The sequence below is a fragment of the Pseudonocardia adelaidensis genome (genome assembly GCF_039543345.1).
GTDB lineage: Bacteria > Actinomycetota > Actinomycetes > Mycobacteriales > Pseudonocardiaceae > Pseudonocardia > Pseudonocardia adelaidensis.
In genome coordinates, this window is sequence record NZ_BAABJO010000023.1 from 35,911 (window position 1) to 62,517 (window position 26,607).

A 26,607-nucleotide genomic window follows, 5' to 3' on the forward strand; every position below is an offset into this window, starting at 1 on the left:
CGGAAGAGCAGGGTGTCAACACGAAGCGGTCGAAGATATAGTCCGTATCCATGGCCGACTTTTCCGGCGCCGCAGCCGCTCTCGCCGACGACGCGCTCGCGCGGCTGGTCGCGTACGCCCGGCACGAGACGCCCACCGGCGACGCGGCCGCGCTCGACGCGCTCGCGGACGTGCTCGAGGCGCGCTACCGGGAGCTGGGTGCCCACACCGAGCGCGTCGCGGAGGAGACCGGCGACCACCTCGTCGCGCGGTGGGGTGAGGGCGACGCGCCGCACGTGCTGCTGCTCGGCCACCACGACACGGTGTGGCCGCGCGGCACGTGCGAGTCGATGCCGGTCACCGAGGACGACGGGGTGCTGCGCGGCCCCGGTGTCTACGACATGAAGGGCGGGCTGGTCGTCGCCGAGCTGGCGTTCGCGGCGATGCGGGAGTGCGGGGTGGCGCCCGCGCGGCCGGTCCGCCTCGTCGTGGTGGCCGACGAGGAGGTGGGCAGCCCCACCGCGCGCCCGCTCGTCGAGGCCCACGTGGATGGCGCCGCCGCGGTGCTCGGCCTGGAGTCGCCGCACCCCGGCGGGGCGCTGAAGACCGCGCGCCTCGGGAGCACGCGCGTGCGCATCGAGGTCGCCGGCCGGGCCGCGCACGCCGCGCTCGACCCGGAGTCGGGGGTCTCCGCGGTGGACGAGCTGGTGGACCAGCTGTTCGCGGTCCGCGAGATCATGGCGGCCGAGCCGACGGTGCTGTGCAACATGGGCACCGTCGGTGGGGGAGGCCGCACCAACGTCGTGCCGGACCGGGCGACCGCCGACGTCGGCCTGCGGTTCACCGACACCGCCACCCAGGACCGTGTGCTCGCCGCGCTCGGGCGGCTCACCGCCGTGCGGGAGGGCGCCGAGGTCGTCGTGCGGACGCTCACCAGCCGTCCGGCCTGGTCCGACGCGGACGACGAGTTGCTGGCCCGCGTGGCGGCGGCCGGTGCGGACGTGGGTCAGGAGGTCACCGGACGCCCGGCCGCAGGCGGTGCGGACACCAACACCGCGGGCGCCGCAGGCCTGCCCACCCTCGACGGCTTCGGCCCGCTGGGCGCGGGCGCCCACGCTCCCGACGAACGGATCGAGGTCGCGTCACTGGCCGAGCGCGCGGCCCTCTTGGCGGCGGTGCTGGTAGCCCTCTGAGCTCCCACACCAACTTCCTTGCTCGCACACCGACTGCAGTTCGTGTGTGAACGACAGAATTCATGTGTGACCGCCTGATGCTCGTTGCTCGGCTCACGCGCGGAGGCCGGCGGCCACGCACGAACTTCGGCGCTCGCACAACAACATTGTTGCCGGCACACCAACTGCAGTTCGTGTGTGAGCGACAGGGTTGGTGTGTGGCCGCCCGCAAAGACGGCGTGAAGGAGCGCTACTGGCGCCACGCCGGCGGGTGGGAGCTCGTCGGTCTCGGTCTCCTCGTCGCGCTGTTCCTCGCCGCCGGGCACGACCGTCGGTAACGCGTCCTCCTCGCCGACGTCGGTGTCGGGCCGGCCGGTCACCTCGGGGTTCCTCGCTCCGTCATACCGGTGTCCCCGATGGAGGAGGAGCGATGCAGACCGCCTACCTGATCGTCACGGTGCTCACGGTCGTGGCCAACCTCGCGATCGCGCTCGCGGACGTGCTGCGGGCGCGGTTCGTCCTCGCCAACTCCGAGAGCGTCGGCGTGCCCGAGTCGTGGCTGGTGCCGCTGGGCCTCGTCAAGGCTGCCGGGGCGGCCGGCCTGCTGCTGGGCCTGGCGGGGGTGCCCCTGATCGGCACGGCGGCCGCGGCCGGGCTCGTGCTCTTCTTCGTCGGCGCGGTGCTCACCCACCTGCGGGCGTGCAACTACGCGCTGGCCTTCCCGGGCGCCTTCCTCGCCCTCGCCGTCGCGGCGTTCGTGCTGAGCCTCGTCTGATCACCCGCTGTCCCGCACCACGAGGCGGTGGGGCGCGGTGAGGTTGCGGGGCGGGAGGCCCGGGTCGGCGAGCCGGGCGGTGATCATCTCCAGCGCCGCCTCCACCACGAACGCCCTGTCGATCGCGACGGTGCTGAGCGCGGGGGTGGTGAAGCGGGACTCGGGCACGTCGTCGACCCCGACGACGGCGACGTCGTCGGGCACCCGGCGGCCGTGCCGGTGCAGCGCGCTGAGCACGCCGATGGCGAGCACGTCGTTGGCCGCGAAGATCGCGTCGACGTCCGGGTGCTCGGCGAGCAGCGCGTCGACGGCGTCGGCGCCGGGTTGCCGGTCCCATTCGGGCACGGCGCGGATCAGCGCGCGGTCGACGGGCAGCCCGGCCGCGCGCAGCCCCTGGGTGTAGCCGAGCATCCGCTGCTCCATCACCGGCTTGGGCCGGTTCTCCTTGTAGCCGACCATCGCGATGCGCCGCCTGCCCGACGCCGCGAGGTGGCTGGCGGCCACGGCGCCGATGTCGACGCTGGCGTTGGTCACGTGGTCGACCGCGGCCGCGCCTCCGTGCTCGCCGATCAGCACCATCGGGGTGTCGTGGCGGGGCGCCTCCAGCTCGGACGGCGGCATCGAGAGCGGGCTGAAGATCAGCGCGTCGGCGAACCGGACGGGGAAGCCCGCCGCCACCTCGCGCTCGCGTTCGATGTCGCCGTCGGTCTGCTCGACGACGACCGTGAGGCCGCGCTCGCGGGCCGCGCTCACGAGCAGGGCGGCGAGGTCGGCGAAGTAGGGCATGTCGATGCCCGGGACGGCCAGTGCGATGGCGCCGGTGCGTCCCCGGCGCAGCTGCCGGCCAACGGCCTGCGGCCGGTAGCCCAGCTCCTCGACGTAGCGCCGGACGAGGGCGCGGGTCTCGGGGCGCACGTGGACGTAGTCGTTGACGACGTTGGACACGGTCTTCGGCGACACCCCCGCGGCGATCGCCACGTCACGCATGGTCACCGGTCGTCGCGTTGTTCCCACGTCACCAGTCTCCCCTTGACAGGCAAGCGCCTTCCCGACAGGGTTTTACCACGATGTAAAGGGGAGTGGTCGATGACGACCTCGCACCGCCTGTCGCGTCGCACCTTCCTGCGTGCGACGGCCGCCGCGGGTGGCGCCGCGCTCCTGTCCTCGTGCGCGCGAGGCCCGGGAGGCGCGGTCGACCTGGCGTACTGGAACTTCTTCACCGGCAGCGACGGCGAGCTCATGGTGGGTCTCGTCGACCGCTTCCGGTCGGAGGCGCCGAACGTCCGCGTCACGGACACCACGCTGATGTGGGGCCCGCCGTACTACACGAAGCTCGCCATGGCCTGCGCCGGCGGCCGGGCGCCCGACCTGGGCACCCTGCACGCGTCCCGGCTGCCGACCTTCGGCACCGACCTGCTCGACGAGTGGGACGTCGACGAGCTCGCCGCGCGCGGCGTGTCGATGGACGAGTTCCCGGAGCCGGTGCGGAAGCGGGTGACGATCGACGGCCGGGTGATGGCGCTGCCGCTCGACACCCACCCGATGGTGCTCTACTACAACACCGACATCTGCGAGAAGGCCGGCCTGCTCGCCCCGGACGGCACGCTGGCCCCGATCACCAGCGCGGACCAGATGCTCGAGGCCGGGCGGCGCGCCGCGGAGGTCACCGGCAGCACCGGCATCGCCTTCGGCTCCGCCGACAACCTCGGCGGCTGGATGGTGTTCTGGTCGGTGTTCCGCCAGCTCGGCGGGCAGATGCGGCTCCCGGACGGCGGGCCGGCCGAGGTGGACCGGGACGCGGTGGTCCAGGCGATGTCCTTCCTGCGGGACATGGCCGACGGCACCGTCGCCTCGCCGACCCTGGACGGCCAGGCCGCGTCCGCGGCGTTCGCCAGCCGGCAGACCGGGTTCCTGATCCACGGGCCGTGGGAGGTCACCACGGCGCGCACCGCGGAGATCCCGTTCTCGATGACGCAGTTCCCGGCCGTCTACGGCGACACGCCGTACGTGCGGGCCGACAGCCACAGCTTCGTGCTGCCGGCCCAGGCCCGGGTGGACCCGGCCGCCCGCAGCGCGGCGTACGACATGGCGGTGTCGATGCTGCGCAACAGCCTCGACTGGGCCTCGGGCGGCGGGCACATCCCGGCCCTGTCCGCCGTGGCCGAGAGCCCGGAGTACCTGGCCCAGAAGCCGATATCCAACTACCGAGGGGCGGCGCAGGTGGTGCAGTACGACCCGGAGGCCTACTTCTCCGGCTCCGGTTCGACGCTGATGTCGCGGGCCGGGCAGAGCATCCAGGGCGTCACGTCGCGCGCGCTCACGCCCGAGCAGGGCGCCGACGACCTGATCGGCTGGCTGGACTCCCAGCTGAAGCTGGGGAGCCCACTGTGAGCGAGCGGAGCGAGCGAACCGGTCGACACGGCGATGGCGTCAGCCGTCGACCGAGCGCAGCGAGGGGGATCGGATGACCGCGGCGAGCACACTCGCCGTGCCGGGCCGGACGCAGCCGGGCGCGGCGACCCGCCGTACCGGCCCCGGCCTCGCCGGCGGACGCGGCGGGATCTGGTTCGTCCTGCCGTTCATGGTCGTCTACGCGGCATTCGTGCTGTGGCCGCTGCTCTACGGCCTGGGCCTGAGCTTCTTCGACACCAGCCTGGTGCGCGCCGAGTCGCGGTTCGTCGGCCTCGCCAACTACGCGCTCCTGTTCTCCGACCCCGAGGTGTGGCGCACGCTCGGCGTCACCGTCCTGTTCACCATCGGCAGCACGATCCCGCTGGTGGTGATCGCGCTGGCCATGGCGCTGCTGGTGCAGACCGGAGTGCGCGGGCAGTGGTTCTGGCGGTTCGTGTACTTCGCACCGTTCCTGCTGCCGGTGGCCACGGTCGTGCTGATCTGGCAGTGGCTGTTCTCCGGCGACTTCGGCCTGTTCAACGGCATCCTGACCGGTATCGGGCTGCCGGCGGTCGGCTGGCTCACCGAGCCCGAGATCGGCCTGTGGTCCGTCGTGATCCTCACCGTCTGGTGGACGGTCGGGTTCAACTTCCTGCTCTACCTCGCCGCGCTGCAGGCCATCCCCGCGCAGCTCTACGAGGCGGCGGAGCTCGACGGTGCGGGCGGATGGCGCCGGCTGCTCTCGATCACGCTGCCGCTGCTGAACCGCACCACCGGGCTCGTGATCGTGCTGCAGGTGCTCGCCTCGCTCAAGCTGTTCGACCAGGCCTACATCCTGTTCAAGGCGAACGGGGGGCCGGGCGGTTCGGCGACGCCGATCCTGCAGTACGTCTACGACACCGGCTTCACCGACTACCGGCTCGGCTACGCCTCGGCGATCTCCTACGTGTTCTTCGTGCTGATCGTCCTGATCGCCCTCGTCCAGGCCCGGCTCACCCGCAGGAGCGAACCGTGACCACCGCGCCCGACACCGCGAACCCCGCCACCACCGCCGTCGTCCCCCGGGCCCGGCGCCCGCGCGCCGACGACGGGCCGTCGGACGTGCGGCGCTACACCCCGCTCGCCCGGGCCGGGCTGGTCACCGCGCTGGCGGTGCTGGCCGTGCTCTGGCTCGCACCGCTGGTGTGGGCGCTGCTCACCTCGCTCAAGCACGAGGCGGACACCACCACCGTGCCGCTCGAGGTCGTCCCCGACCGCGGGTTCACCCTCCAGGCCTACGCATCGGTGCTCGCCAACGGCAACCTGGTCACGTGGTTCGTCAACAGCACGGTGGTCACGGTGGTGATCACGGTGCTCACCGTGGCGCTCTCGGCGGCGGCCGCCTACGGGTTCTCCCGCACCCGGTTCCGCGGCCGCAATGCGCTCTTCGCGCTGACCATCGCCGGGATCATGGTGCCGCCGCAGATCCTCATCGTGCCGCTGTACCGGCAGGTGCTGGCAATGGGTCTCGCCGACACCTACGCCGGCATCATCCTCCCGCAGCTGGTGCTGCCGGCGATGGTGTTCATCCTCAAGAAGTTCTTCGACGCCATCCCGCACGAGCTGGAGGAGGCCGCGCGCGTCGACGGTGCCGGCTCGCTGCGGATCTTCCTGCAGATCGTGCTGCCGCTGTCGCGGTCGATCCTCGCCGCCGTCGCGATCTTCGTGTTCATCCACGCGTGGAACAACTTCCTGTGGCCGTTCATCATCACCTCAGACCCCGCCCTGATGACGCTCCCGGTGGGGCTCGTGCAGGTGCAGAGCAGCTTCGGGGTCCGTTACGCGCAGGTGATGGCCTCGGCGATCCTGGCGGGTCTTCCGCTGATCGTCGTCTTCATGCTCTTCCAGCGCCAGATCATCCGCGGGGTCGCCACCACCGGCCTCGGCGGAACGTAGAGAGAGGACGCACTTGCCCCGAGCACGCCTGACCATCGACCCCGACTTCACGATCGCCCCGGTTCCCCGGCGCCTGTTCGGCTCGTTCGTCGAGCACATGGGCCGCTGCGTCTACACCGGCATCTACGAGCCCGGTCACCCCAAGGCCGACGCCGACGGCCTGCGCACCGACGTGCTCGACCTGGTGCGCGAGCTCGGCCCCACCGTCGTGCGCTACCCGGGCGGCAACTTCGTCTCCGGGTACTACTGGGAGGACGGCGTCGGCCCGAAGGAGCAGCGACCGCGGCGGCTGGACCGGGCGTGGCGCTCGATCGAGACCAACGAGTTCGGCCTCGGCGAGTTCGCCCGCTGGGCGAAGGCGGTGGGCACCGAGCCGATGATGGCGGTCAACCTCGGCACCCGCGGGATCCAGGAGGCCTGCGACATCCTGGAGTACGCCAACCACCCGGGGGGCACGAAGTACTCCGACCTGCGCCGCGCCCACGGCAATGCCGACCCGTTCGGGATCAAGCTGTGGTGCCTGGGCAACGAGATGGACGGGCCGTGGCAGGTCGGGCACAAGACCGCCGCCGAGTACGGCCGGCTGGCCGCCGAGACCGCGCGGGCCATGCGCCTCGTCGACCCGGGCATCGAGCTCGTCGCGTGCGGCAGCTCGAACTCCCGCATGCCGACGTTCGGCGAGTGGGAGCGGGTGGTGCTCGAGGAGACCTACGACCAGGTCGACTACATCTCCGCCCACGCCTACTACCAGGAGCACGACCATCTGGGCGACTTCCTGGCCGCCGCCAGGGACATGGACCACTTCATCGAGTCGGTCGTCGCCACCGCCGACGCCGTGCGCGCCCGCGGCAAGCACCGCAAGCGGATCGACATCTCCTTCGACGAGTGGAACGTCTGGTACCAGTCGCGCCACCGCGAGTCCGCGATCGCCAAGGGCGAGAGCGAGTGGGAGGTGGCCCCGCGGGTGATCGAGGACGAGTACTCGGTCACCGACGCGGTGGTCGTCGGCACGCTGCTCAACTCGCTGCTGCGCCACGGCGACCGGGTCACCGTCGCCTGCCAGGCGCAGCTGGTGAACGTGATCGGCCTGCTGCGCAGCGAGCCGGGCGGCCCGGCGTGGAAGCAGCCGATCGCGCACCCGTTCGAGCAGGTCCGCCGCCGCGCGACGGGGGAGATCCTCGCCGTGCAGACCCGCAGCGACCGCTACGAGACCCCCCGGTTCGGTGACGTCGACCTCGTCGACGCGTCCGGCACGTGGGACGCCGAGAACGGGGTGGTCGCACTGTTCCTGGCCAACCGCGACCAGGCCGAGGCCGCCGCGGTGGAGGTCGGCGTGCGCGGCTTCGGCGAGCTGCGGGTGCAGCACGCCGCGGTGCTCGCTGCCGCCGAGGGCCAGGACCGCCACACCACGAACGACGAGCAGCACCCCGACCGGGTGGGCCTGCGCCCCCTGGACGGCGTCGTGGTCGAGGACGGTCTGGCCCACGTGACGCTGCCCCCGCTGTCCTGGGCGGTGGTGCAGCTGGCCCGCGCCTGACGCCGCCGGGGCCGGAGTCCCCCCGTGATCAGCGTCTGCCGTCGTGAACCCGCAGCATCGCGTCTCCGCGACCGCTTGCGCTGATCATGACGGCAGGTTCGAGCAGCGTGCGTGAGATCGGCCCCAATTCGGTGGCCACGACCGCTCGCGCCTGCGCTCTGCGTGGTTAGTTGTTCCCGTGAGCGCGGACGAACTGATCAAGCGGTACGAGGCGGGCGGCGGACGGCTGGCAGCGGCGAATGCCGAGGGGCTGGCGGTGCCGCCGTCGCTCCACACGGCCGTTGTGACGTGCATGGACTCGAGGATCGACGTCTTCGCCCTGTTCAAGATGGAGATCGGGGAAGCGCACGTGCTGCGCAACGCGGGCGGCGTGGTCACCGACGACGTGATCCGCTCCCTGACGATCAGCCAGCGGCAGCTGGGCACCCGTGACGTGCTCCTCGTGCAGCACAACGGCTGCGGCCTCACCACGTTCACCGACGACGAGTTCTGCGAGGAGCTCGCCGCGGAGACCGGGATGCGGCCGTCGTGGCGCACCCACGCGTTCCGCGATCCGGCGCAGAGCGTGCGGCGCGACATCACCCAGCTGCGCCACGACCCCTTCCTGCACCCGGACACCCGCGTGCGGGGGTTCGTGCTCGACATCCACGCGGGCGTCCTCGACGAGGTCGTCGTCCCGGAGGGCGCCTAACGCGACAGCGTCCGGTTGATCACGTTCTCGGCGATGCGGGTGGTCCCATCCTCCATCCGCGCCACGGCGGGCGGGTCGGAGTCACCGGGACTCCACGACATGTCGCCGCGTGGCGCGACGAGGCGTGCCTCCACCAGCGCGACGCGGGTGCCCCGGGGTCGGGAGCAGCTGGCAGGTAGAGGTTGAAGGTCCCCCGGCCGGAGCACTGGGTCACGGTGCGGCCGGCGATCTGCACCTCGTTCTTCTCGAAGTCCCGGCAGTACTCACCGGCGGTGGCGTGGGAGAAGAAGCCGAGGTACACCAGGTGAGCATCGTTGGTCAGACCAATGCAACCGACGCCGCCGGCGTTCATCTGCGCGGCGACCTCGATGGCATCGCCCAGGACCGGTGTGGCGGCGTCGTGCAGGACGGCACAGGTCATGTCGGCGGCGAACAAGCTCTCGCTCGCGCGCAGCACATCGGGTGCCGTGGCCGGCACCGGAACCGACAGCGGGGCCCGGCAGGTCTCGGGAACGGTGTTGGAGAACGCCCCACATGCCGCCGGCATCTCCGCGTCGGGCTCGCCGACGGCGAACCCGAGATGCGGAGGGGGCGGGGCCGGCTCCGGTGGAGGTCCGGTGAACGCTTCGTGGATCTTCGCTGCGGCGTCGGCAGCGCCGGCGCACGGGTCGCCGGGTGAGCCGGCGAGCCGGACCGACATGATCTGGGCGGCGAACTCGGCCGGGGCGTCGGGCTGCGCCCCAGGTCCGCGAGCAGCTCGACCTGGCCGGACAGGACGCCGGTGAGGATCGAGCGGGCCATCGCGAGCAGCTCCGAGACCCGGGACCGGTCAGCGAGCAGTGCACCGCGGAGCCTCCCCGGCGTGACGTCACCCACCCCGCCCGGCGCAGCACGGCCAGCTGCTGGGACAGGTTCGCCGGCTCATCTCGATCTCGGCCGGCAACTCGGACACCGCGTGCTCGCGGATGCTCAGCAGTTCGAGCACCCGGATCGGCACCGGGTGCCCCGGCGTCTTGAAGAACTCAGCCTTGAGCTGGTACAGGGGTGAGCTCATCAATTGCACATGTTGGCAACTGGATGAGAAGTGATGTGCGTGGGTCTCGAACCGGCCGGTCAGCCCCTCTCGCACTCGACCGTGATCTCGAGGGTGGCGGCCTTCCCGGTGAACTGGGGCCGCACCTGGATCCCGGTGCCGTCGGCCTTCTCCCGCGACTCGTCGACGAGGTCCTTGTCGTTGACGTGCCAGTCCCGCATCACGTCCTCGTTGTGGCAGGTGACCTCCACGACGTCGTCGTCGGCGGGGGGCACGATCGTCGGGTCGCCGTCCACGTAGGTGAGCTTCCACGAGTGGCTGACCTCGTACGTCTCGGAATCGGCCACGGCGATCCCGGGAACGAGGAACGTCGCGGCGGCGGCGACGAGCAGCGAGACGATCATGCGCATGGCCACTCCCCAGGTTCGCACGCGATGATGAGCCCTGCGACGGCCTGGTGGTACCGCTACGGGAGGGTGAACGCGGTGCCGGCGGCGATCAGCAGGAACGCCACGAGGGCCACCGCGAGCGCGATCGCGGCGACGGTCCACCCCCCGCGCTCGCCCCTGCCGACCTCGCCGGCCGGGCCGCCGGGCGCCGCGTCCAGCTGGTGGGGGGCGGGTGGGCCGCTCCGCTGCGCCGGGACGTGCACCCAGTGCTTCGGAGCCCCGGACCAGTACTGGTAGGGGTCGGGCGTGGCCACGTCGGCTCCTTCTTTCGGCGCTCCGGTCGCTGTACGCATCCGTATTCGCGCTGCCGCCCACCGGTGTCACGGTGCGACGCGGGTGTCACCCGAAGGTGTGATGCCGGGGTGTGACGCCGGGGAGGCGGATCAGGGCCGGGCGAGGCGCGCGTCGCACTCGACGCGGGGCTGGGCGCCGCTCGCGGGGGCCCGCAGCGCCGCGCTCACCCGGCCCCGCCAGCGGCTCGTCTCCCGCCCGGGCGCGCCGCAGCGCGAGAGCGCGAAGAGCGCCAGCTCGCGGTGCGCAGGCACCTCGACCCGCTGCAGGTAGCGCATGATCTCGTGGCTCGCGGCCCGCCCCGTGCGGGCCTTCACCCACGCCGAGAGCTCGGCCTCGGCCACGTCCCGGCTCACGCCCGCCATGCGGACGCATACGTACTCGATGTCCTCGTCGGCGAGCTCGCCGACGAGCGGTGCGTGCACCCCCCGTTCGACGAGCATCTCCCGCACGGCCCAGATCCCGATCGGCGTGAGGGCGACGAGGGTGGGGTCGGGGTCGTCCCGTCCGGCGAGCGCGATCAGCTCCCTCATGCCCTCGCCGTCCTCCACGCCGAGGCTCTCCGAGAGCTGGACCGCGCCGAGCAGTTCCAGCGCGTCGAGCAGCGCGGTGACGTCGCGGCGCCACAGCCGGTGCTCGACGTCGCCGGCGAGGTCGTCGACGACGCAGCCCATCCGGTCGTTCACCGTCTCGCGCACCGCCCGGTGGAACCGTTCCACCGGGATCGGCTCGCCGCCCGCGGCGTAGAGCTGGTACAGCAGGATCGGGTAGGCCTCGCCCAGGCTCATCCCGAACAGCGACGGCGCCCCGAACACGTTGCTGCCGCCGAAGTGCTCGCCGATCCCGCCGACGGCCTCGAACGCGCGCCGCCACAGCTCGATCGGCCGCGACAGCAGCGGCGCGGCGCTGCGGACCTGCACCAGCCGTCCGCGCACCACCCGGACCAGGCGGGCCTGCCGGGCCCAGTGCAGGAGCAGGCTGATCTCGGGGAGGTCGTCGCTGGTGCGGGCGCGGTCGCGGGAGAAGTGGTCGAGGTCCAGCGCGTCGGCCACGGCGCGGGCGTCGGAGAGCAGCAGGCGCCCCTCGCGGGTGAGCGCGCGGCCGGCCCGCACCCACCGCGTGAACGCGCGCAGCCGGGCGAGCGCCACCGAGGAGTCGGCGGCCGCGAGCATCTGCGCCGCGCTCGGCAGCAGCACCGGCGGCAGGTCCTGCTGCGGTTGCTCGGGCGGCTCGTCGGCCTGCCTGCGCTGGATCTCCTCCAGCGCCGCGCGGTCGATCTCCAGCTCGCCCGAGTGCACCTGCTGCAGGAACCGCGCGACGGCCGACGGGTCGGCAGTGGCCACCCCGTGGCGCAGCATCTGCACGGCCCAGAACGTTCCGAGGTCGTGGTTGCGCTCGTCGTCGAGCGCGTCGTGCAACGCGGGGGTGGAGTCGCGGACCTGCTCGTGCAGCTCCGCAGCGGGCGCCGAGCGCGAGTCCAGCCACTCGTGTTCGTCGAGGAAACCGATCAGGGCGTGCAACGCGGTCGGGACGGCGTCCCGGTCGTCCTCGAGCAGCGCGACGGTGCGCGGGAACCACACGGCGAGTGCGTCGGCGACGTGGCGCCGGGTCCAGTGCCCGAGCCTGCCGTCGACGCTGTGTTTGTGGTCGAGGGCGGCCGCTACCAGTGACGGCTCCACCGCAATGCCTCGCCTGCGGGCCCACGCGACGATGTGCAGGCGCAGGCGGTCGCGAACGGCGGAGTACTCCTCCAGATCGTCGGGGCCGAACACGAGTCGCACTCGACCAACCTTGGCAGGCCCCGAAGTTCCCGATCGAGGGGGGCCCCACAAAAGATCGCCGGATCGGGGTGTGCTGCGCGTGACGCGCCGCTCGCCGGGAGCGAGGTCGGCGGCACCACCTCGGCGGCCCGGCCCCCCGACACCTGCCGCCCCGAACTGCGCGATCGAGCCGGCCCGCGTGGGACGCGCGTCGTGCTGCCCCGATCAAGGTCGTGCTGCCCCGATCAAGGTCGTGCTGCCCTGCTCAAGGAGGCAACGCCCATCATGGCCCGCGTCCTGAGGGTCCGGGTCCGGCCGATCCGACGATCACGCACCCCCTCCCGGGGCGGCGGTCCGGCGCACGCCCGGTGGACCGCACGCCTCCAGCGCCGCCTCCCACTTCTCGGGATCGACGCCGTCGGGCGCGGGCGGCGGGTTGCGGCGGGTCACGGGCGCGTCCTGCCGCTGACCCGGCTCACCCTGACGGGGTCCGGTGATCCTCGTTCCCCCCTCCGGCGCCGGTACCCCCTGCGCGGTCATGCAGTCGGCGAAGGCATCGGCCGACGCCGTCGTCTCCGGGGCGGTGGCGGGGGCGTCGGTCGGGGCCGTGCTGTCGCCACCGCCGCAGGCCGCGAGTACCACCAGGCCGGCCGCGGTGAAGGGCGCGGGGAGCCACCGGCGACCGGTCCGCGAGTCGGACATCTCCTTCTCTCCTGATCCGGCCGCGGTCCCTCGCCGCGGCCGGCACCGACCTTGGTGGGCGTTCCTGGGAACGAGCTGTCCGTCCGATCTGCGCGAGCTGTGCGGGACTAGCTTGCTAGCATGCTAGGGTCGGCATCGTGGACGCCGAGGAGGTCAAGCAGTTCAACGTGTACCTGCCGATCAGCCTGATCCGGCGGGTCAAGCACCGCGCGATCGAGTCCGAGATGTCGCTCTCGGCACTGGTCGCCGATGCGCTGCGGGCCTACCTCGACGCCCACGACGAACGCCCGCGGTCGGGGGAGGAGACCTGATATGACCACCGAAGGCATCGAGGCCGTGTTCCTGGAGACCCACAACTGGGGGAAGGCGGCGAGGTTCTTCCAGGCACTGGGCTTCGACCTGGAGTTCGCCACCGACCACAACTCGGGCCTGCTCCGCAACGGGGACGGCCCGTACGTGTTCGTCGCGGAGGTACCCGAGGACCGGGAGCCGCAGGAGCCGCGGATCGTGCTGAAGGTCGCCGATGCCGATGCCGATGCGTTCCGGCCCGGGTCGGGGGTCGAGGTCGTCACCCCGTTCGCGGACACGCACTTCGGCACCAGGGAGATGACCGTCCGCGACCCCGACGGGCGGCTCTGGAGCCTGCAGGCGAAGGCGAAGGGCTGACGTGCCCACCGAGGCGCCGGAGAGCACGGCGGAGCGGGTCGCGCTCTGGCGGGCGATGCACCTGCAGGTCGACCCGCCGCCGCACGTGCTCGCCGACGGCATCGGGCTGCGGCTCGCAGACCCCGGGGAGGGCTGGCGGGACCGTCCGGACATGGATCCGCGCGCGACGGCCGGGTTCCGGGCGGGCGTCGTCGCCCGTTCGCGGTTCATCGAGGACCTCGTCCTCGAGCGGGGTGCGGATCAGTACGTGATCCTCGGCGCGGGGCTCGACACGTTCGCCCAGCGCACCTCGGCCCGCGCCCCGCACGTGCGGGTGTTCGAGGTCGATCAGCCCGGACCGCAGGCGTGGAAGCGGCGCCGCCTGGTCGAGCTCGGCTACGGCGTTCCCGACCACCTGCGCCTCGTGCCGGTCGATCTCGAGGCGGGCGACGACTGGTGGGCGCGGCTCGCCGCGGCCGGGTTCGACCCGACCCGCCCCGCGGTCGTCGCCTCCGCCGGGGTGAGCATGTACCTCACGAAGGACGCCACGGCGGCCACCCTCCGCCGGCTCGCGGGCCTCGCACCGGGCTCGACGTTGGTCATGACGTTCCAGCTGCCGACCGAGCTGCTCGACGCCGGCGACCGCCCGATGCGGCAGGCGGTCGAGAACGCGGCCCGGGCGTCCGGCACGCCGTTCGTCAGCATGTACCCGCCGGGGGAGATGATGGCGCTCGCCCGCGAGGCCGGCTTCCCGGGCGTGCGGCACGTGCCAGGCACCTCGTACGCCGAGCGCTACTTCTCAGGCCGCAGCGACGGCCTGCGCCCACCGAGCGGTGAGGACCTGCTGATCGCCACTACCTGACGGGCGGTACCGGGCCCGTCGAGTCGCGCACGATCAGCTCGTGGCCGGTGTTCTTGCGCCTCCTGCGCGCCGAGGGCGGTTTGAGCGCCATGGTGAGGGCCAGCTCGCCCATCTCGGTCATCGGCAGCCGGACGGTGGTGAGGCTCGGGGCGAGGTCGGCCGCGACGGCGACGTCGTCGACCCCCGCCACGGACATCTGCTGCGGCACGGCGATCCCGCGGGCGCGCAGCACGGACAGCACGCCGATCGCCATGAGGTCGTTCAGCGCGATGAGCGCGGTGAGGTCGGGGTGCTCGGCCAGTAGCCGCTCGGCCCCGGAGTGCCCGCCGTTGCGGGTGAAGTCGGTGGGCAACACCGGCACGTCGTCGAGTGTGAGGCCGTGGGCGGCGAGCGCCTTCTCGACGCCGGCGAGCCGGTCGGCCACGGTGGTGAGGACGGGCGGACCGCTGATCACCCCGATCCGGCGGTGCCCGAGCGTCAGCAGGTGGGCGGCGGCGGCGGCGCCCGCCGCCTCGTTGTCCGGGCGCACGGCGTCGGCAGCGATGTGGTGGCGGCCGATGACCGCCACCCGTCCTCCGGTCTCCTGGAACGCGGTGAGCAGCGCGTTCGACTCGGCCTGCATCGCGGGCTCGGTGTAGCCCGACCCGGCCACGACGATCGCGTCGGTGCGGTGGGCGATGAGCGTGCGGATCTGGTGCAGCTCGCCCGCGGGGTCCCGGCCGGAGTGGCAGATCTGCACGGAGAAGCCCCGCTGCGAGGCCACCCCGATCACCCCGCTCGCGATCTCGGCGAAGTACGGGTCGCCGATCTCGTGGACGATCAGGCCCACCGTGGAGGTGGCGCCGCCCGCGAGCGTGCGGGCATGGATGTTGGCGACGTAGCCCATCCGCAGCGCCACCTCGCGCACGTGCGCGGCCACCGCCTCGCTCACGCCCTCGCGGCGGGCGAGGGCCCGGGACGCCGTGGCGATCGACACCCCGGCGCGCAGCGCGACGTCCGCCAGGCGCGGCGCCGACCGGGGCTTGGGCATCGGTGCCTCCTTGCGAGCTCGCCGGGGTCGTCCGTAGTCTACGCAAGCGCTTTCGGAAAGCGCTTACGTTCCTCGACGAGGAGGAGATCCCCCGATGAACGCCCGCACCACCCTCCGCCTGGGATGCCTCGCCGGCATCTCGGCGCTCGTCCTCACCGCGTGTTCCGGAGGTGCGGCCGGTGGCGGTGACCCGTCCGAACCGATCACGATCGGCATCTCGCTGCCGCTCACCGGGGACTTCTCCGAGCCCGGCAAGGGGGTCCAGCGCGGCTACGAGGCGTGGGCGGACGCGGTGAACTCGACCGGCGGGCTGCTCGGCCGGCAGGTGGAGCTGCGCATCCTCGACGACCAGTCCAACGCCGACCGCGTCGTGGCCGACTACGAGTCCCTGATCGCCCAGGACCAGGTCGACCTGGTGTTCGGACCGTTCTCCACCCGGCTCGTCGTGCCGTCGGCGCGCGTCGCGAAGGAGTACGGGATGCTCTTCGTCGAGCCCGCCGGTGCCGCCGCCGAGGTGTTCGAGCAGGGCTTCGACAACCTCTTCTACGCCGCGCCCGCGATCGCCGACGACCACTACAACCACCTCGCCGAGGCGATCATCGCGATGCCCGAGGGGCAGCGGCCGCAGACCGCCGCCTACGCCGCGATGGACGACCCGTTCGCCCAGGGCACGGCGTACGGGCTGAAGGCCAAGCTGGAGGCGGTCGGGATCCGGACCGTGGTGGACGAGGTCTACCCACCCAACACCACCGACTTCTCCTCCATCGCCGCCCAGATCGCCGACTCGCGGGCCGACGTGGTCGTGGGCGGCACCCAGTACCAGGACGCGGTCAACCTGATCGTCGCGTTGCAGCAGCTCGCCTACCAGCCCAAGCTGGCCGCGTTCACCACGGCACCGACCAACCCGGAGTTCTCCGCGGCGATCGGGTCCCGCACCGAGGGCATCCTGTCCCCCACGGGGTACACGACGGCGGCCCCGTTCCCGTCCAACGTCGAGTTCGTGCAGCGCTACACCGCAGCCCACGGCACCCCGCCGACCGAGGACGAGGCCAACGCCTACACCACCGGGCAGGTCGTGGCCGCCGCCGTGCAGGCCGTGGGCTGCGCCGAGCAGGGCGAGTGCCAGCAGCGGCTCGTCGACTGGCTGCGCACCAACACCGTGGACACCGTGGTCGGCCCGCTGAACTGGGACGCCCAGGGCCGCCCGCAGAGCGCCCACCTCATCCAGCAGTACGTCGACGGCCAGATCCGGATCGTGCTGCCGAAGGACACCGCCGAGGCGGAGTTCACGTACCCGAAGGCGTCCTGGTGAGCGAGCTCGCGAGCGAACGGACGTCCCGGTGACCGGATCACTCCTGTTCCAGAGCCTGGTGCTCGGCGTCCTGCTGGGCGGGCTCTACGCGCTGCTCGCCGCCGGGCTCACGCTGTACTTCGGCGTGATGCGGGTGGTGATGATCGCCCACGCGGCGTTCCTGGTGCTCGCCGGGTACCTGGCGTGGGACGTGCACGAGCGCTTCGGCATCGACCCGCTGCTGTCGCTGGTGGTCACGGTGCCGCTGTTCTTCGTCGCGGGCGTCGGGTTCCAGCGGCTGCTGCTCGCCCGGCTGCGGCCGGCGTCGGTGACGATGATGTCGGTGCTGCTGACGTTCGCCGTGGCGCTGGTCATCGAGGGGATGCTGGGGTTCGTCTACTCCGGCACGCAGCGGCGGGTGCAGCTGACCTACAGCGCCGCGAGCATCGAGGTGTTCGGCGCGCAGGTGGCGGTCGTCAAGCTGATCGCGTTCGGGCTGGCCGCACTCTCGCTGCTCGCGCTGTACCTGCTGCTCACCCGCAGCCGGTTCGGCCAGGCGCTGCGTGCCACCATCCAGCACCCGCAGGCGGCCCGGCTGATCGGCATCGACACCGACCGGGTGGCCGGCTACGGCTTCGGCCTCGGCCTGGCCACCGCAGCGGTCGGCGGGACGGCGCTCTCCCTCGACTCCACGATCTACCCGTCGCTGCACTGGCACTGGATCGGCCCGCTGATGGCGATCATCGTGGTCGGCGGGCTGGGGAGCATCCCGGGCGCGGCGATCGCGGCGATGGTCCTCGGCGTCGGGCAGAGCCTGCTGCAGCTGCCGCTCGGCACGACGTGGGCGCAGACGGTGTTCTACCTCGCGCTGTTCGCCACCCTGCTGGTGCGGCCACAGGGCTTCTTCGGAGGTCGCCTTGCGCAACGTTTTTGAAAGGCGCGTTTCCAGATGGGTGGCGCTCGTCGTCGGCGCCGCCGCGCTGCTGTCGTTCCCGCTCTGGAGCCCGAACCCGTACATCACGTCGGCCGGCGTCGTCGTGCTCTCGTACGCCGTGCTCTCGACGTCGTGGAACTTCGTGGGCGGCTTCACCGGCTACATGTCCCTCGGCCACGCGGCGTGGTTCGGGCTCGGCGCGTACGGCACCGGCCTGCTGATCACACGCGCCGGGGTGCCGAGCTTCCTCGCACTGGTCCTGGCCGGCGTGATCGTCGCGGTGCTCGCGGTGCCGATCGGTATCGCCGCGCTGCGGGTGCGCGGGGCGTCGTTCGTGATCGTGTCCATCGCGCTCGTGCTGGTGCTGCTGCTGGTGTTCCAGAGCTGGCGGGAGTTCACCGGTGGCTCCGACGGCCTCGTCGTGCCGCGGCCGTTCCCCGACCTCCTGCGCCCCCAGCACCACATGGTGTTCTTCCTGCTCTTCGCGGTGCTGCTGGGCCTGGCATTGCTGGCGTGGTGGACGATCGACCGGTCCCGCTTCGGGCTGGGGCTGAAGGCGATCCGCGAGGACGAGGACAAGGCCCAGTCGCTGGGCGTGCCGACGTTCGCCTACAAGCTCGTGGCCTTCGTCGTGTCGGCCACGTTCACCGCCCTCGGGGGTGGCCTCTACGCGCTGTGGTTCGGCGACCTCGACCCGATCTTCCAGTTCTCGATCCTGCTGGGCTCCTACATGGTGCTGATGGCGCTCCTGGGCGGGGTGCGGCACCTGTTCGGGCCGGTGCTGGGCGCGTTCGTGGTCGGCGTGGCCATCGAGTACTTCAAGGTCTCCTTCGGCGACACCCAGTTCCACCTCGTCGCCACCGGCCTCCTGCTGGCGGTCGTCGTGCTGTTCATGCCCGACGGCGTGATCCCCGCCGCGCAGGGGGTGCTCGCCCGGTTCCGCCCGCAGCAGAGCTCGATCCGCGAGGTCACCGCGGCCGAGCTGCGCGAACGAGCTGAGGTGGCACGGTGAACCTCGCGACCACCGGTCTGGCGAAGTCCTTCGGCGGCGTGCGCGCCGTCGACGACGCCTCCGTCGAGTTCCTGGACGGGAAGATCAACGCGGTGATCGGGCCGAACGGCTCGGGCAAGACCACGTTCTTCAACTGCGTCACCGGGATGATCCGGCCCGATGCCGGCACCGTGAGCTACCGGGGCCGCGACGTCACCGGGAAGGCCCCCTACCGGATCGCCGCCGCCGGCATCGGGCGCAGCTTCCAGCTCTGCCGCATCTTCCCCCGCATGACGGTGCGGGAGAACGTGCTCGCCGCCGTGCGGCCGCGCGGGTTGGCCGGCCTGCTGCGCTCGGCGGGCGCGGCCGCCGACGTCGAGCGGGCCCGCGGGTGGTTGCGGCGGGTGGGCATCGACCACCTGGAGGACGCCGAGGCACGCAACCTGTCCTACGGCCAGCAGAAGCTCCTGGAGCTGGCCGGGGTCCTGATGGCCGACCCCGAAACGATCATGTTGGACGAGCCGGCAGGTGGCGTGAACCCCGCCCTGATCGACCGGATCGCCGCGCTGGTGCGCGAGCTCAACGCGGAGGGCCGCACCTTCATCGTCGTCGAGCACAACATGGAGCTGGTGATGAGCCTGTCCGACCACGTGGTCGTGTTCGACCGCGGGCGGCCGATCGCCGAGGGCCCGCCGGACGCGGTCCGGGCCGACCCGGCGGTGCTGGAGGCGTACCTCGGTGTCTGAGCGGAGCTTTGCGGAGCGAACCGAGAGCGCTGAGCCACTTCTCGAACTCCGCGACATCGAGGCCGGCTACGGCCGCGCCGCCCTGGTGCTGCGGGGGCTCTCGGTCAGCGTGCCCGCGGGCACGGTCGTCTGCCTCGTCGGCCCGAACGGTGCCGGCAAGTCCACCGTGCTCAAGGTCGCGAGCGGGCTGCTCGCGCCGCGGTCGGGCGCCGTCCGCGTCGACGGGAAGGACGTCACCGGCCTCTCCCCGCAGCGCATGCTCGCCGCGGGCGTGGCCCACGTGCTGCAGGGGCACAGCGTGTTCCCCGAGATGACCGTGGCCGAGAACGTCTTGCTCGGGGCGTACACGATCACCGACAAGGCCCGCGTCGCCGAGCGGGCCGCGTTCGTGCAGGATCTCTTCCCGGTGGTCCGCGAGCGCTGGCGCTCGCTCGCCGGGCTGCTGTCGGGCGGCCAGCAGAAGCAGGTGGAGTTCGCCCGTTCGCTGATGGTGAGCCCCGAGGTCCTGCTGCTGGACGAGCCGTCGATGGGCCTCGACCCCAAGGCGACCGCCGTGGTGTTCGAGCAGGTCGTCGCGATGCGCGAGGCCGGGCTCGCGATCCTGCTCGTCGAGCAGAACGCCCGGCGCGCCCTCGAGACGGCCGACCTCGGCTGCGTCCTCGACCTCGGCCGGGTGCACATCAGCGGCCCCGCGCCCGAGCTGCTCGCCGACCCCCAGCTCGCCGAGCTGTACCTCGGCGGCCGTCCCACCGTCACACCAGGAAAGTAGGTAAGTGCATGCGCATCGTCATGAACGGCGTGACCGGGCGGATGGGCTACCGCCAGCACCTCGTACGGTCCATCCTCGCGATCCGTGACGACGGCGGTGTGCTGCGCCCCGACGGCACCCGCCTGCAGGTCGAGCCCGTGATCGTCGGCCGCAACCGCGAGAAGCTCACCGAGATCGCCCGCACCCACGACATCGAGACGGTGCACACCGACCTCGACGCCGCCCTCGCCGAGGACGACGCTCCGGTCTACTTCGACTCGCTCGTCACCAGCGAGCGCAAGAAGACGATCCTGCGCGCGATCGCCGCCGGGAAGCACGTCTACACCGAGAAGCCGATCGCGGAGTCGGTGGCCGAGGGCGAGGAGCTCGTCGCGGCCGCCCGCGCCGCCGGCATGGTCAACGGCGTGGTCCACGACAAGATCTACCTCCCCGGGCTGATCAAGCTGAAGCGGCTGATCGACTCCGGGTTCTTCGGCCGGATCCTGTCGGTGCGCGGGGAGTTCGGCTACTGGGTCTTCGAGGGCGACATGCTGCCCGCCCAGCGCCCCAGCTGGAACTACCGGGCCGAGGACGGCGGGGGCATCGTCCTCGACATGTACTGCCACTGGAACTACGTGCTCGAGCACCTGTTCGGCGGCGTCGAGGCCGTGATGACCAAGGCGGTCACGCACATCCCGCAGCGGTGGGACGAGAAGGGCGAGCCCTACGAGGCCACCGCCGACGACGCGGCGTACGGGATCTTCGAGCTGGCCGGCGGCGTGATCGCGCAGATCAACTCGTCGTGGGCGGTGCGGGTGGACCGCAAGGAGCTCGTGGAGTTCCAGGTGGACGGCACGCACGGCTCGGCGGTCGCGGGCCTCTTCGGCTGCCGCATCCAGCCCCGCGTCCGCACGCCCATGCCGGTGTGGAACCCGGACGTGCCCACCGACCAGGACTTCCGGGCGCAGTGGGAGCAGATCCCGGACAACCGGGAGTTCGGCAACGGCTTCCGCGCCCAGTGGGAGCAGTACCTGCTCGACGTCGACGCCGGCCGGCAGCACCCGTACGACTTCGCCAGCGGCGTGCGCGGCCTGCGGCTGGTGGACGCGGCGCTGAGGTCGTCCAGGGAAGGCACCCGAGTGGAGCTGGAGGCGACCAGATGACCCGCCGCCCCGGGGCCCCGTATGCCAGCATGGTGGCTTTGCTGCCGTGTTGTGCCAGTAAGGCCACCATGCTGTCACTCGGGGCCGGGGGTGTGGCATGACCGTCGTCGACTCCCGCATCGAGCTTCCCGTCGCCGGCGGGGGGTGGCGCACCGTCTCGCTGGCCGCGCCGCGGGAGTGGGTGCCGCACCCGCAGCCGTACCGGAGCCGGGTCGCCTTCGCGGCCGCGCACGTCGTGGGCGACCCGTGGGGCGAGAACGTGCCGGGCGCGCCCGCCGTCGTCGACTGGGACTCGACGCTGGCGTTCCGCCGCCACCTCTTCTCGTACGGCCTCGGCGTCGCGGAGGCCATGGACACGGCGCAGCGCAACATGGGTCTGGACTGGCCGGCCGTGCAGGAGCTGGTGCGCCGCAGCGCCGAGCAGGCCCGCGAGCACGGTGCCCGCATCGCGGCGGGCGCGGGCACCGACCACCGCACCGACCTGCGCACCGTCGACGACGTGCTGGCCGCCTACACCGAGCAGGTCGAGTACGTCGAGGGCACCGGCGCCCAGGTGATCCTCATGGCGTCGCGGCAGCTCGCCGCGGTGGCCGTCGGGCCGGACGACTACCTGCGCGTCTACGAGGCGCTGCTGCGCCAGGTGCGGGAGCCGGTGATCCTGCACTGGCTCGGCGAGGCGTTCGACCCGCAGCTGGCCGGCTACTGGGGTTCGGCCGACGTCGCGTCCGCGACGGCCACGTTCGTGCAGCTCGTCGAGGCCCACGCGAACAAGGTCGACGGCGTCAAGGTCTCGCTGCTCTCGGCCGAGCACGAGGTGGGGCTGCGCGCCGAGCTGCCCGACGGGGTGCGCCTCTACACCGGCGACGACTTCCACTACCCGGAGCTGATCCGCGGCGCCGGCACCCACCACTCCGACGCGCTGCTCGGCGCGTTCGCCGCGATCGCGCCTGCCGCAGCGGCCGCGCTCGCCGCGCTCGACGAGGGCGACCTGGACCGCTACAACGCGGAGTTCGCGCCGACGCTCCCGCTGTCGCGGAAGGTGTTCGAGGCGCCGACCTTCTACTACAAGACCGGCATCGCGTTCCTGTCATGGCTCTCCGGGCACCAGCCGGGCTTCACGATGGTCGGCGGGCTGCAGTCGGCGCGATCGGTGGTGCACCTGTCCGAGGTGTTCGCGCTGGCCAACGAGGCGCGGCTGTTCCCGGACCCGGAGGCGGCGGCGACGAAGCTGCGTGGCCTGCTCGGCGTGGCCGGGGCGGTGCGGTGACCGTTCTCGACGTCCCCAGCGGGAGCCCGGCGCACGTGGACACCCCGGCGCCCGGCGACCCCCGGCTGGCCCGGCTCTCGCTCAACCAGCGCACCACCGCGAACTGGAACCTCCGGGAGGCGGTCGAGGGCGCCGTCGCCGCGGGGCTGCCGGCGATCGGCCTGTGGCGCGAGCCGGTGGCCGAGGTCGGCGCCGGGACGGCCCGCCGGATCGTCGACGACGCCGGGCTGCGGGTCTCCTCGCTGTGCCGCGGCGGGTTCTTCACCGCGTCCGACCCGGCCGGGCGCGCCGCGGCGCACGAGGACAACCTCCGCGCGCTCGACGAGGCCGCCGCGCTCGGCACGACCGCGCTCGTGCTCGTCCCCGGCGGGCTGCCGCCGGGCGACAAGGACCTCACCGGAGCCCGCAGCCGGGCGGCCGAGGCGATCGCCGCGCTCGTCCCGGCCGCCGTGGAGCGGGGGGTGACGCTCGGCATCGAGCCGATGAACCCGATCTACGCCGCGGACCGCGGCGTGATCTCCACGCTGGCGCAGGCCCTCGACATCGCCGAGGCGTTCGCACCGCGCGAGGTCGGCGTTGTGGTCGACACCTTCCACCTGTGGTGGGAGCCGGGCGTGCACGCCCAGATCGCGCGGGCGGGGGAGCGGATCGTGTCGTACCAGGTGTGCGACTGGATCACCCCGCTCCCGGCCGACTCCCTGCTCGCCCGGGGGATGATGGGCGACGGCCACATCGACTTCCCCGCCTTCACCCGCGCCGTCGCCGCGGCCGGGTACACCGGCGACGTCGAGGTGGAGATCTTCCACGCCGACGTCTGGGCGGCCCCCGGTGCCGAGGTGGTCGCCACGATGGCCCGCCGCTACGTCGAGCTGGTGCAGCCCCACCTCTGATGGGACCGACTTCAGCAGTGGAAGCCGCTGTAGGTCGAACTCGACCCGAACGTCGCCGTGTTCGAGCGGGACCGTTCGCGGGGCTCGTAGTCCTCTGCGAACAGGTCCCACCAGAGCCGCCACAACCCGGTGTAGCGGGCGAGACCCGGCAGGTCCGCGAAGCGGGCCCTGATGTGCTCGTCGATGGACTCGTCGAACCTCACCGGGCCGGTGGCCCGGTGCTCCATGATCGACTCCCGCAGCGTGCGCACGTCGACGTCCTCCACCAGCGGGGCAGCGTCGTGCGGGACCGCGTGCGGCGCAACACCCACGCACACCACGTGCAGCGTGCGGCTCGGGGAATCCGATACCCGGATGCTCCAGCGGAGCTCGCCGGCGAGATCACCGAGCCGCTGCTTCGCGATCGCCTCGCTGCGCTGCTCCGCCAGCTCCGCCGCCTTCCGCTCGGCGAGGAAGCGCTGCCGATCCAGCTCCTCCTGTCGCCGCATCGCATCCGAGATCTCGAGGCCCACCGGTGAATAGCGGTCGACCGCCGCCTGGAAGCGGGACCGGTAGCGGCGCTGCGCGTCGTCCCAGTCGCGTCGCATCCGCTCCGCGCGTGCGCGCCGTCGCGGGAGCGGCTGCGCCGCGCGCAGGTGGGCCTCGTGCAGATCCCGTGCCGCGCTGTCGATCTCGGCGACGCACGCCACCGCCGCCTCGGTCCAGCGCGCGTTCTCCTCGGGCGTACACGGAACCACCGAGCCGACGACCCGTTGGGTCACCGTGCTCGGATCGACGGTCCGGTAGATCACGGGCCGGGTTCGGAACTCCAGCGCGTGGTCGAGCGTGAAGAAGCGGATCGCGACGCGCCCATCGACCCGCCGCCCCGGTGCCAGCTCGATCTCGCGGCCCATCATCGGCCTGGGTTCGGCCGGCATCGACACGAGAAACCGCCTGCGCCGCCACATCACGGACCACCCCCCGCACCCATGATGCGCGGCACGTCCGATCTCGTCCATCGAGCCCCGCGGGACGTTGCGCTACGTCAGGCCCGCGTGAGCGGGAGGACGACCGTGTCCACGACCTCGACGAGGAACGAGTCCCGGAGCGATCTGTCGCCCAGGAGGAACTGCTCCCGCAGGACGGCGATGGCGGCGCCCGCCACGACCGGGGTGAGCGCCGCAGGGCGGACCTCGCCGCGCACGACGCCGCGCCGAAGCGCCTCGAGCATGCACCGGGTGGCCGGCTCGACGAACCGGGCCCGGACGACGGCCCGGAGCTCCGGATCGCCCATCGCCTCGATCATCAGCCCGCGCACCGCCTCGCCGGCGGGGCCGTTCAGGACCTCGGCGACCCGCCGCATGAAGCCGAGCACATCGCCCCGGACGGTGCCGGTGTCGGGAACCTCCAGCACCACCGGGGCCCGGGTCCGCATCGCGTCGACCACGAGCTCGGCCCGGCTGGACCAACGGCGGTACAGGGACGCCGTGCTCGCCCGGGCCCGGCGCGCGACGCTCTTCATGCTCAGCTCGGCGTAGCCGGCGTCGGCGAGCTCGGCGAGGGTCGCCTCGTAGATGGCGGCGTGCAACGTGTCGCCCCGCCGCCGGGGTCCCTTGCGGTGATCGCCCCCCGCCTGCTTCGCGTCCGCCACCGTCATCGGCAGGACTCTACCGCCGACCCGTGCGGCCCGATTTCAAGAGAATCTGAATTTCCTACTAGAGAACCAATGGTTCTCTATGTCACGATGACGCCCATGACGCGGACGACCTCCACGGCCCGCACGAGCGAGCCGCAGGCGGCGGCCCCTCCCCCCGTTCCCGGTCCGGGCGGGGAGCAGGCCCCGGCCGCGTCGTGGGTGGTGTCCCTGCTGGTCCTGATCGTCGGGATGTTCATGTCCGTGCTGGACGTGACGATCGTGAACGTGGCCATCCCGGCCATCCAGGACGATCTCGGCACCACCACGGAGGACGTGCTCTGGATCGCCACCGCCTACACGCTCACGCTGGGCGTGGTGGTTCCCCTGAGCAGCTGGCTCGGTGACCGCTTCGGGCTGACCCGGACCTACCTGGCCACCCTGCTCGGTTTCTCGGCCGGCTCCGCGCTGTGCGGTCTGGCCTGGAGCCTGGGCAGCCTCATCGCGTTCCGGGTGCTGCAGGCGGTGCCGGGCGGCATCCTGCCGGTGGTCACGTTGACGATGGTGTACCAGATCGTGCCGCGCGAGAAGATCGGCATCGCGATGGGCATGTACGGGCTGGGCATCGTGTTCGCCCCGGCGATCGGCCCGGTGCTCGGCGGCTACCTGGTCGAGCACACCGAGTGGCGGCTGATCTTCTACATCAACGTGCCGGTCGGCATCCTCGGCGCGGTCGCCGCGTACCTGGTGCTGCCGGACTCCGGTCGGGGGCCGCGGCGCCCGTTCGACCTGCTCGGGTTCCTCACGATCGGGTTCGGCCTCTTCGCCGTCCTGCTCGCCTTCCAGCAGGGCGAGGACTGGGGTTGGACGTCCTACCCGGTGCTGATGCTGATGATCTTCGGGCTGCTCAGCCTGGCGACGTTCGTGGTGATCGAGCTGGAGGTGGCGCACCCGCTGCTGGACGTGCGGGTGTTCCGGCACCGGGCGTTCACGAACTCGCTGCTGTTGCTGTCCATCCTGACCACCGGGCTCTTCTCGGTGCTGTTCTACGTACCGGTGTTCCTGCAGCAGGGGCAGGGGCTCACGGCGTTCGAGGCGGGGCTGCGGATCCTGCCGCAGGCGCTCGTCGTGGCCGTGCTGATGCCGATCGCGGGCCGGCTCTACGACCGGATCGGCCCGCGTCCGCTCGCGGTGGCCGGGTTCGCGATCTCCGCCTACGGCACCTACCTGCTCTGCGGCATCAACCCCGACATGACGCACGGCGACGTGGTGCTGTGGACCTGTGTGCGGGCGGCGGGCATGGGTCTGGCGATGATGCCGGTGATGACCGCGGGGATCGCGAGCCTCCCGACGGAGAAGGTGAACGAGGGCAGCGCGCTCAACAACGTCGCCCGCCAGGTGGCGGGCGCGATGGGCCTGGCCGTCCTGACCGCGCTGGCCTCGGCGCAACAGACGCAGGCCATCGCGGACCGCGCCGCGCTGCTGCCGGCCGGCACCACCACCCTGCCCGTGCTCGGGCCCCCGGGTGCCGACGGCGTCGACATCCTCGGCATGTACGCCGTCGTGCAACGCACCCAGCTGGACGCGCTGGCCTCGTCCTACAGCGACGTCTTCCTGGTCACAGCGCTGATCACGGTGCTGGGCGCGCTGCTCGCGATACCGCTGCGGAGCGGCCCCGCCCACGGCTCCGCACCCGCGGCACCCGAGCTGTGA

The 26,607-nt window shown here is 72.2% G+C and carries 28 protein-coding genes and 1 pseudogene; 19 read left to right on the top strand and 10 right to left on the bottom strand.

What is annotated here, in order from left to right; all coding sequences use genetic code 11:
* Window positions 1-50 precede the first annotated feature (50 nt).
* Both ABEA81_RS26805 and ABEA81_RS26810 read left to right on the top strand, forming a co-directional pair.
* Window positions 51-1,172: a M20/M25/M40 family metallo-hydrolase gene (locus tag ABEA81_RS26805; RefSeq protein ID WP_345608316.1), complete on the top strand. Its 1,122-nt coding sequence runs from the start codon at window positions 51-53 to the stop codon at window positions 1,170-1,172.
* Window positions 1,173-1,581: 409 nt separating this feature from the next.
* On the top strand, window positions 1,582-1,926 hold the full coding sequence (locus ABEA81_RS26810; RefSeq protein ID WP_345608318.1) for a DoxX family protein: 345 nt from the start codon (window positions 1,582-1,584) through the stop codon (window positions 1,924-1,926).
* Here ABEA81_RS26810 and ABEA81_RS26815 read toward each other — a convergent pair whose 3' ends face one another.
* Window positions 1,927-2,904, bottom strand: a complete 978-nt coding sequence (locus ABEA81_RS26815) for a LacI family DNA-binding transcriptional regulator (protein WP_345608320.1) — start codon at window positions 2,902-2,904, stop codon at window positions 1,927-1,929.
* Between the two features lie 108 nt (window positions 2,905-3,012).
* Between ABEA81_RS26815 and ABEA81_RS26820 the strand changes: the two genes are divergently transcribed.
* From ABEA81_RS26820 to ABEA81_RS26840, 5 genes are all read left to right on the top strand, one after another.
* The gene (locus tag ABEA81_RS26820) at window positions 3,013-4,317 is read left to right on the top strand and encodes an extracellular solute-binding protein (protein WP_345608322.1); all 1,305 of its coding nucleotides are present in this window, start codon (window positions 3,013-3,015) and stop codon (window positions 4,315-4,317) included.
* Window positions 4,318-4,390: 73 nt separating this feature from the next.
* Window positions 4,391-5,332 (top strand): carbohydrate ABC transporter permease, encoded by a 942-nt coding sequence (locus tag ABEA81_RS26825; protein ID WP_345608324.1) that lies wholly within the window; start codon window positions 4,391-4,393, stop codon window positions 5,330-5,332.
* Window positions 5,329-6,252 (top strand): carbohydrate ABC transporter permease, encoded by a 924-nt coding sequence (locus ABEA81_RS26830; protein ID WP_345608326.1) that lies wholly within the window; start codon window positions 5,329-5,331, stop codon window positions 6,250-6,252. Before ABEA81_RS26825 ends, ABEA81_RS26830 begins: the two co-directional genes overlap by 4 nt.
* A 13-nt stretch (window positions 6,253-6,265) precedes the next feature.
* Window positions 6,266-7,789 (top strand): arabinosylfuranosidase ArfA, encoded by a 1,524-nt coding sequence (arfA, locus tag ABEA81_RS26835; RefSeq protein ID WP_345608329.1) that lies wholly within the window; start codon window positions 6,266-6,268, stop codon window positions 7,787-7,789.
* 178 nt (window positions 7,790-7,967) lie between these two features.
* Window positions 7,968-8,480: a beta-class carbonic anhydrase gene (locus tag ABEA81_RS26840; protein WP_345608331.1), complete on the top strand. Its 513-nt coding sequence runs from the start codon at window positions 7,968-7,970 to the stop codon at window positions 8,478-8,480.
* Between the two features lie 19 nt (window positions 8,481-8,499).
* Here the strand turns inward: ABEA81_RS26840 and ABEA81_RS26845 are convergent, their stop codons facing one another.
* The 6 genes and pseudogenes from ABEA81_RS26845 to ABEA81_RS26870 form a co-directional block, all read right to left on the bottom strand.
* Complete coding sequence (locus tag ABEA81_RS26845) at window positions 8,500-9,180, bottom strand: hypothetical protein (RefSeq protein ID WP_345608549.1); 681 nt, start codon at window positions 9,178-9,180, stop codon at window positions 8,500-8,502.
* A 41-nt stretch (window positions 9,181-9,221) separates the two neighbouring features.
* Window positions 9,222-9,534, bottom strand: a pseudogene (locus ABEA81_RS26850) (ArsR/SmtB family transcription factor); the annotation flags it as partial.
* Between the two features lie 59 nt (window positions 9,535-9,593).
* Window positions 9,594-9,923: a hypothetical protein gene (locus ABEA81_RS26855; RefSeq protein WP_345608335.1), complete on the bottom strand. Its 330-nt coding sequence runs from the start codon at window positions 9,921-9,923 to the stop codon at window positions 9,594-9,596.
* Window positions 9,924-9,979: 56 nt separating this feature from the next.
* The gene (locus ABEA81_RS26860) at window positions 9,980-10,216 is read right to left on the bottom strand and encodes a hypothetical protein (protein WP_345608338.1); all 237 of its coding nucleotides are present in this window, start codon (window positions 10,214-10,216) and stop codon (window positions 9,980-9,982) included.
* A 129-nt stretch (window positions 10,217-10,345) separates the two neighbouring features.
* Entirely contained in the window at window positions 10,346-12,034 is a 1,689-nt protein-coding gene (locus ABEA81_RS26865; RefSeq protein WP_345608340.1) for a hypothetical protein, read from the bottom strand.
* Between the two features lie 306 nt (window positions 12,035-12,340).
* Window positions 12,341-12,715, bottom strand: a complete 375-nt coding sequence (locus ABEA81_RS26870) for a hypothetical protein (protein WP_345608342.1) — start codon at window positions 12,713-12,715, stop codon at window positions 12,341-12,343.
* Window positions 12,716-12,852: 137 nt separating this feature from the next.
* On the opposite strand from ABEA81_RS26870, the gene ABEA81_RS26875 reads away from it, so the two are divergent.
* Genes ABEA81_RS26875 through ABEA81_RS26885 form a run of 3 tightly spaced genes read left to right on the top strand, consistent with a single transcriptional unit; the run spans window position 12,853 to window position 14,222 of the window.
* Complete coding sequence (locus ABEA81_RS26875; protein WP_345608344.1) at window positions 12,853-13,026, top strand: ribbon-helix-helix domain-containing protein; 174 nt, start codon at window positions 12,853-12,855, stop codon at window positions 13,024-13,026.
* A 1-nt stretch (window position 13,027) separates the two neighbouring features.
* On the top strand, window positions 13,028-13,381 hold the full coding sequence (locus ABEA81_RS26880; RefSeq protein ID WP_345608346.1) for a VOC family protein: 354 nt from the start codon (window positions 13,028-13,030) through the stop codon (window positions 13,379-13,381).
* A gap of 1 nt (window position 13,382) precedes the next feature.
* Window positions 13,383-14,222, top strand: coding sequence for a class I SAM-dependent methyltransferase (locus ABEA81_RS26885; protein ID WP_345608348.1), 840 nt, complete (start codon window positions 13,383-13,385; stop codon window positions 14,220-14,222).
* On the opposite strand, the gene ABEA81_RS26890 is transcribed toward ABEA81_RS26885, so the two are convergent.
* Window positions 14,215-15,252, bottom strand: a complete 1,038-nt coding sequence (locus ABEA81_RS26890) for a LacI family DNA-binding transcriptional regulator (RefSeq protein WP_345608350.1) — start codon at window positions 15,250-15,252, stop codon at window positions 14,215-14,217. The genes ABEA81_RS26885 and ABEA81_RS26890 overlap by 8 nt on opposite strands.
* A 94-nt stretch (window positions 15,253-15,346) precedes the next feature.
* Between ABEA81_RS26890 and ABEA81_RS26895 the strand changes: the two genes are divergently transcribed.
* From ABEA81_RS26895 to ABEA81_RS26930, 8 genes are all read left to right on the top strand, one after another.
* A complete protein-coding gene (locus tag ABEA81_RS26895; protein WP_345608352.1) occupies window positions 15,347-16,564 on the top strand; it encodes an amino acid ABC transporter substrate-binding protein in 1,218 nt (405 codons plus the stop codon).
* Window positions 16,565-16,592: 28 nt separating this feature from the next.
* Window positions 16,593-17,477, top strand: coding sequence for a branched-chain amino acid ABC transporter permease (locus tag ABEA81_RS26900; RefSeq protein WP_345608354.1), 885 nt, complete (start codon window positions 16,593-16,595; stop codon window positions 17,475-17,477).
* 19 nt (window positions 17,478-17,496) lie between these two features.
* Window positions 17,497-18,489, top strand: coding sequence for a branched-chain amino acid ABC transporter permease (locus ABEA81_RS26905; RefSeq protein ID WP_345608356.1), 993 nt, complete (start codon window positions 17,497-17,499; stop codon window positions 18,487-18,489).
* A complete protein-coding gene (locus tag ABEA81_RS26910) occupies window positions 18,486-19,214 on the top strand; it encodes an ABC transporter ATP-binding protein (protein ID WP_345608358.1) in 729 nt (242 codons plus the stop codon). Before ABEA81_RS26905 ends, ABEA81_RS26910 begins: the two co-directional genes overlap by 4 nt.
* Window positions 19,207-19,983: an ABC transporter ATP-binding protein gene (locus ABEA81_RS26915; RefSeq protein ID WP_345608360.1), complete on the top strand. Its 777-nt coding sequence runs from the start codon at window positions 19,207-19,209 to the stop codon at window positions 19,981-19,983. The genes ABEA81_RS26910 and ABEA81_RS26915 overlap by 8 nt, the downstream gene beginning before the upstream one ends.
* 8 nt (window positions 19,984-19,991) lie before the next feature.
* Window positions 19,992-21,125, top strand: coding sequence for a Gfo/Idh/MocA family protein (locus ABEA81_RS26920; RefSeq protein ID WP_345608362.1), 1,134 nt, complete (start codon window positions 19,992-19,994; stop codon window positions 21,123-21,125).
* A gap of 97 nt (window positions 21,126-21,222) precedes the next feature.
* Window positions 21,223-22,392 carry a dihydrodipicolinate synthase family protein gene (locus tag ABEA81_RS26925; protein WP_345608364.1) on the top strand — a complete coding sequence of 390 codons (1,170 nt, stop codon included), beginning with the start codon at window positions 21,223-21,225 and terminating at the stop codon, window positions 22,390-22,392.
* Window positions 22,389-23,282: a sugar phosphate isomerase/epimerase family protein gene (locus ABEA81_RS26930; RefSeq protein WP_345608366.1), complete on the top strand. Its 894-nt coding sequence runs from the start codon at window positions 22,389-22,391 to the stop codon at window positions 23,280-23,282. The genes ABEA81_RS26925 and ABEA81_RS26930 overlap by 4 nt, the downstream gene beginning before the upstream one ends.
* Before the next feature lie 11 nt (window positions 23,283-23,293).
* Here ABEA81_RS26930 and ABEA81_RS26935 read toward each other — a convergent pair whose 3' ends face one another.
* Window positions 23,294-24,199 (bottom strand): hypothetical protein, encoded by a 906-nt coding sequence (locus ABEA81_RS26935; RefSeq protein WP_345608368.1) that lies wholly within the window; start codon window positions 24,197-24,199, stop codon window positions 23,294-23,296.
* Window positions 24,200-24,306: 107 nt separating this feature from the next.
* A complete protein-coding gene (locus tag ABEA81_RS26940; RefSeq protein WP_345608370.1) occupies window positions 24,307-24,918 on the bottom strand; it encodes a TetR/AcrR family transcriptional regulator in 612 nt (203 codons plus the stop codon).
* A gap of 96 nt (window positions 24,919-25,014) precedes the next feature.
* Here ABEA81_RS26940 and ABEA81_RS26945 point away from each other — a divergent pair, with 96 nt between their 5' ends.
* Complete coding sequence (locus ABEA81_RS26945; protein ID WP_345608372.1) at window positions 25,015-26,607, top strand: DHA2 family efflux MFS transporter permease subunit; 1,593 nt, start codon at window positions 25,015-25,017, stop codon at window positions 26,605-26,607.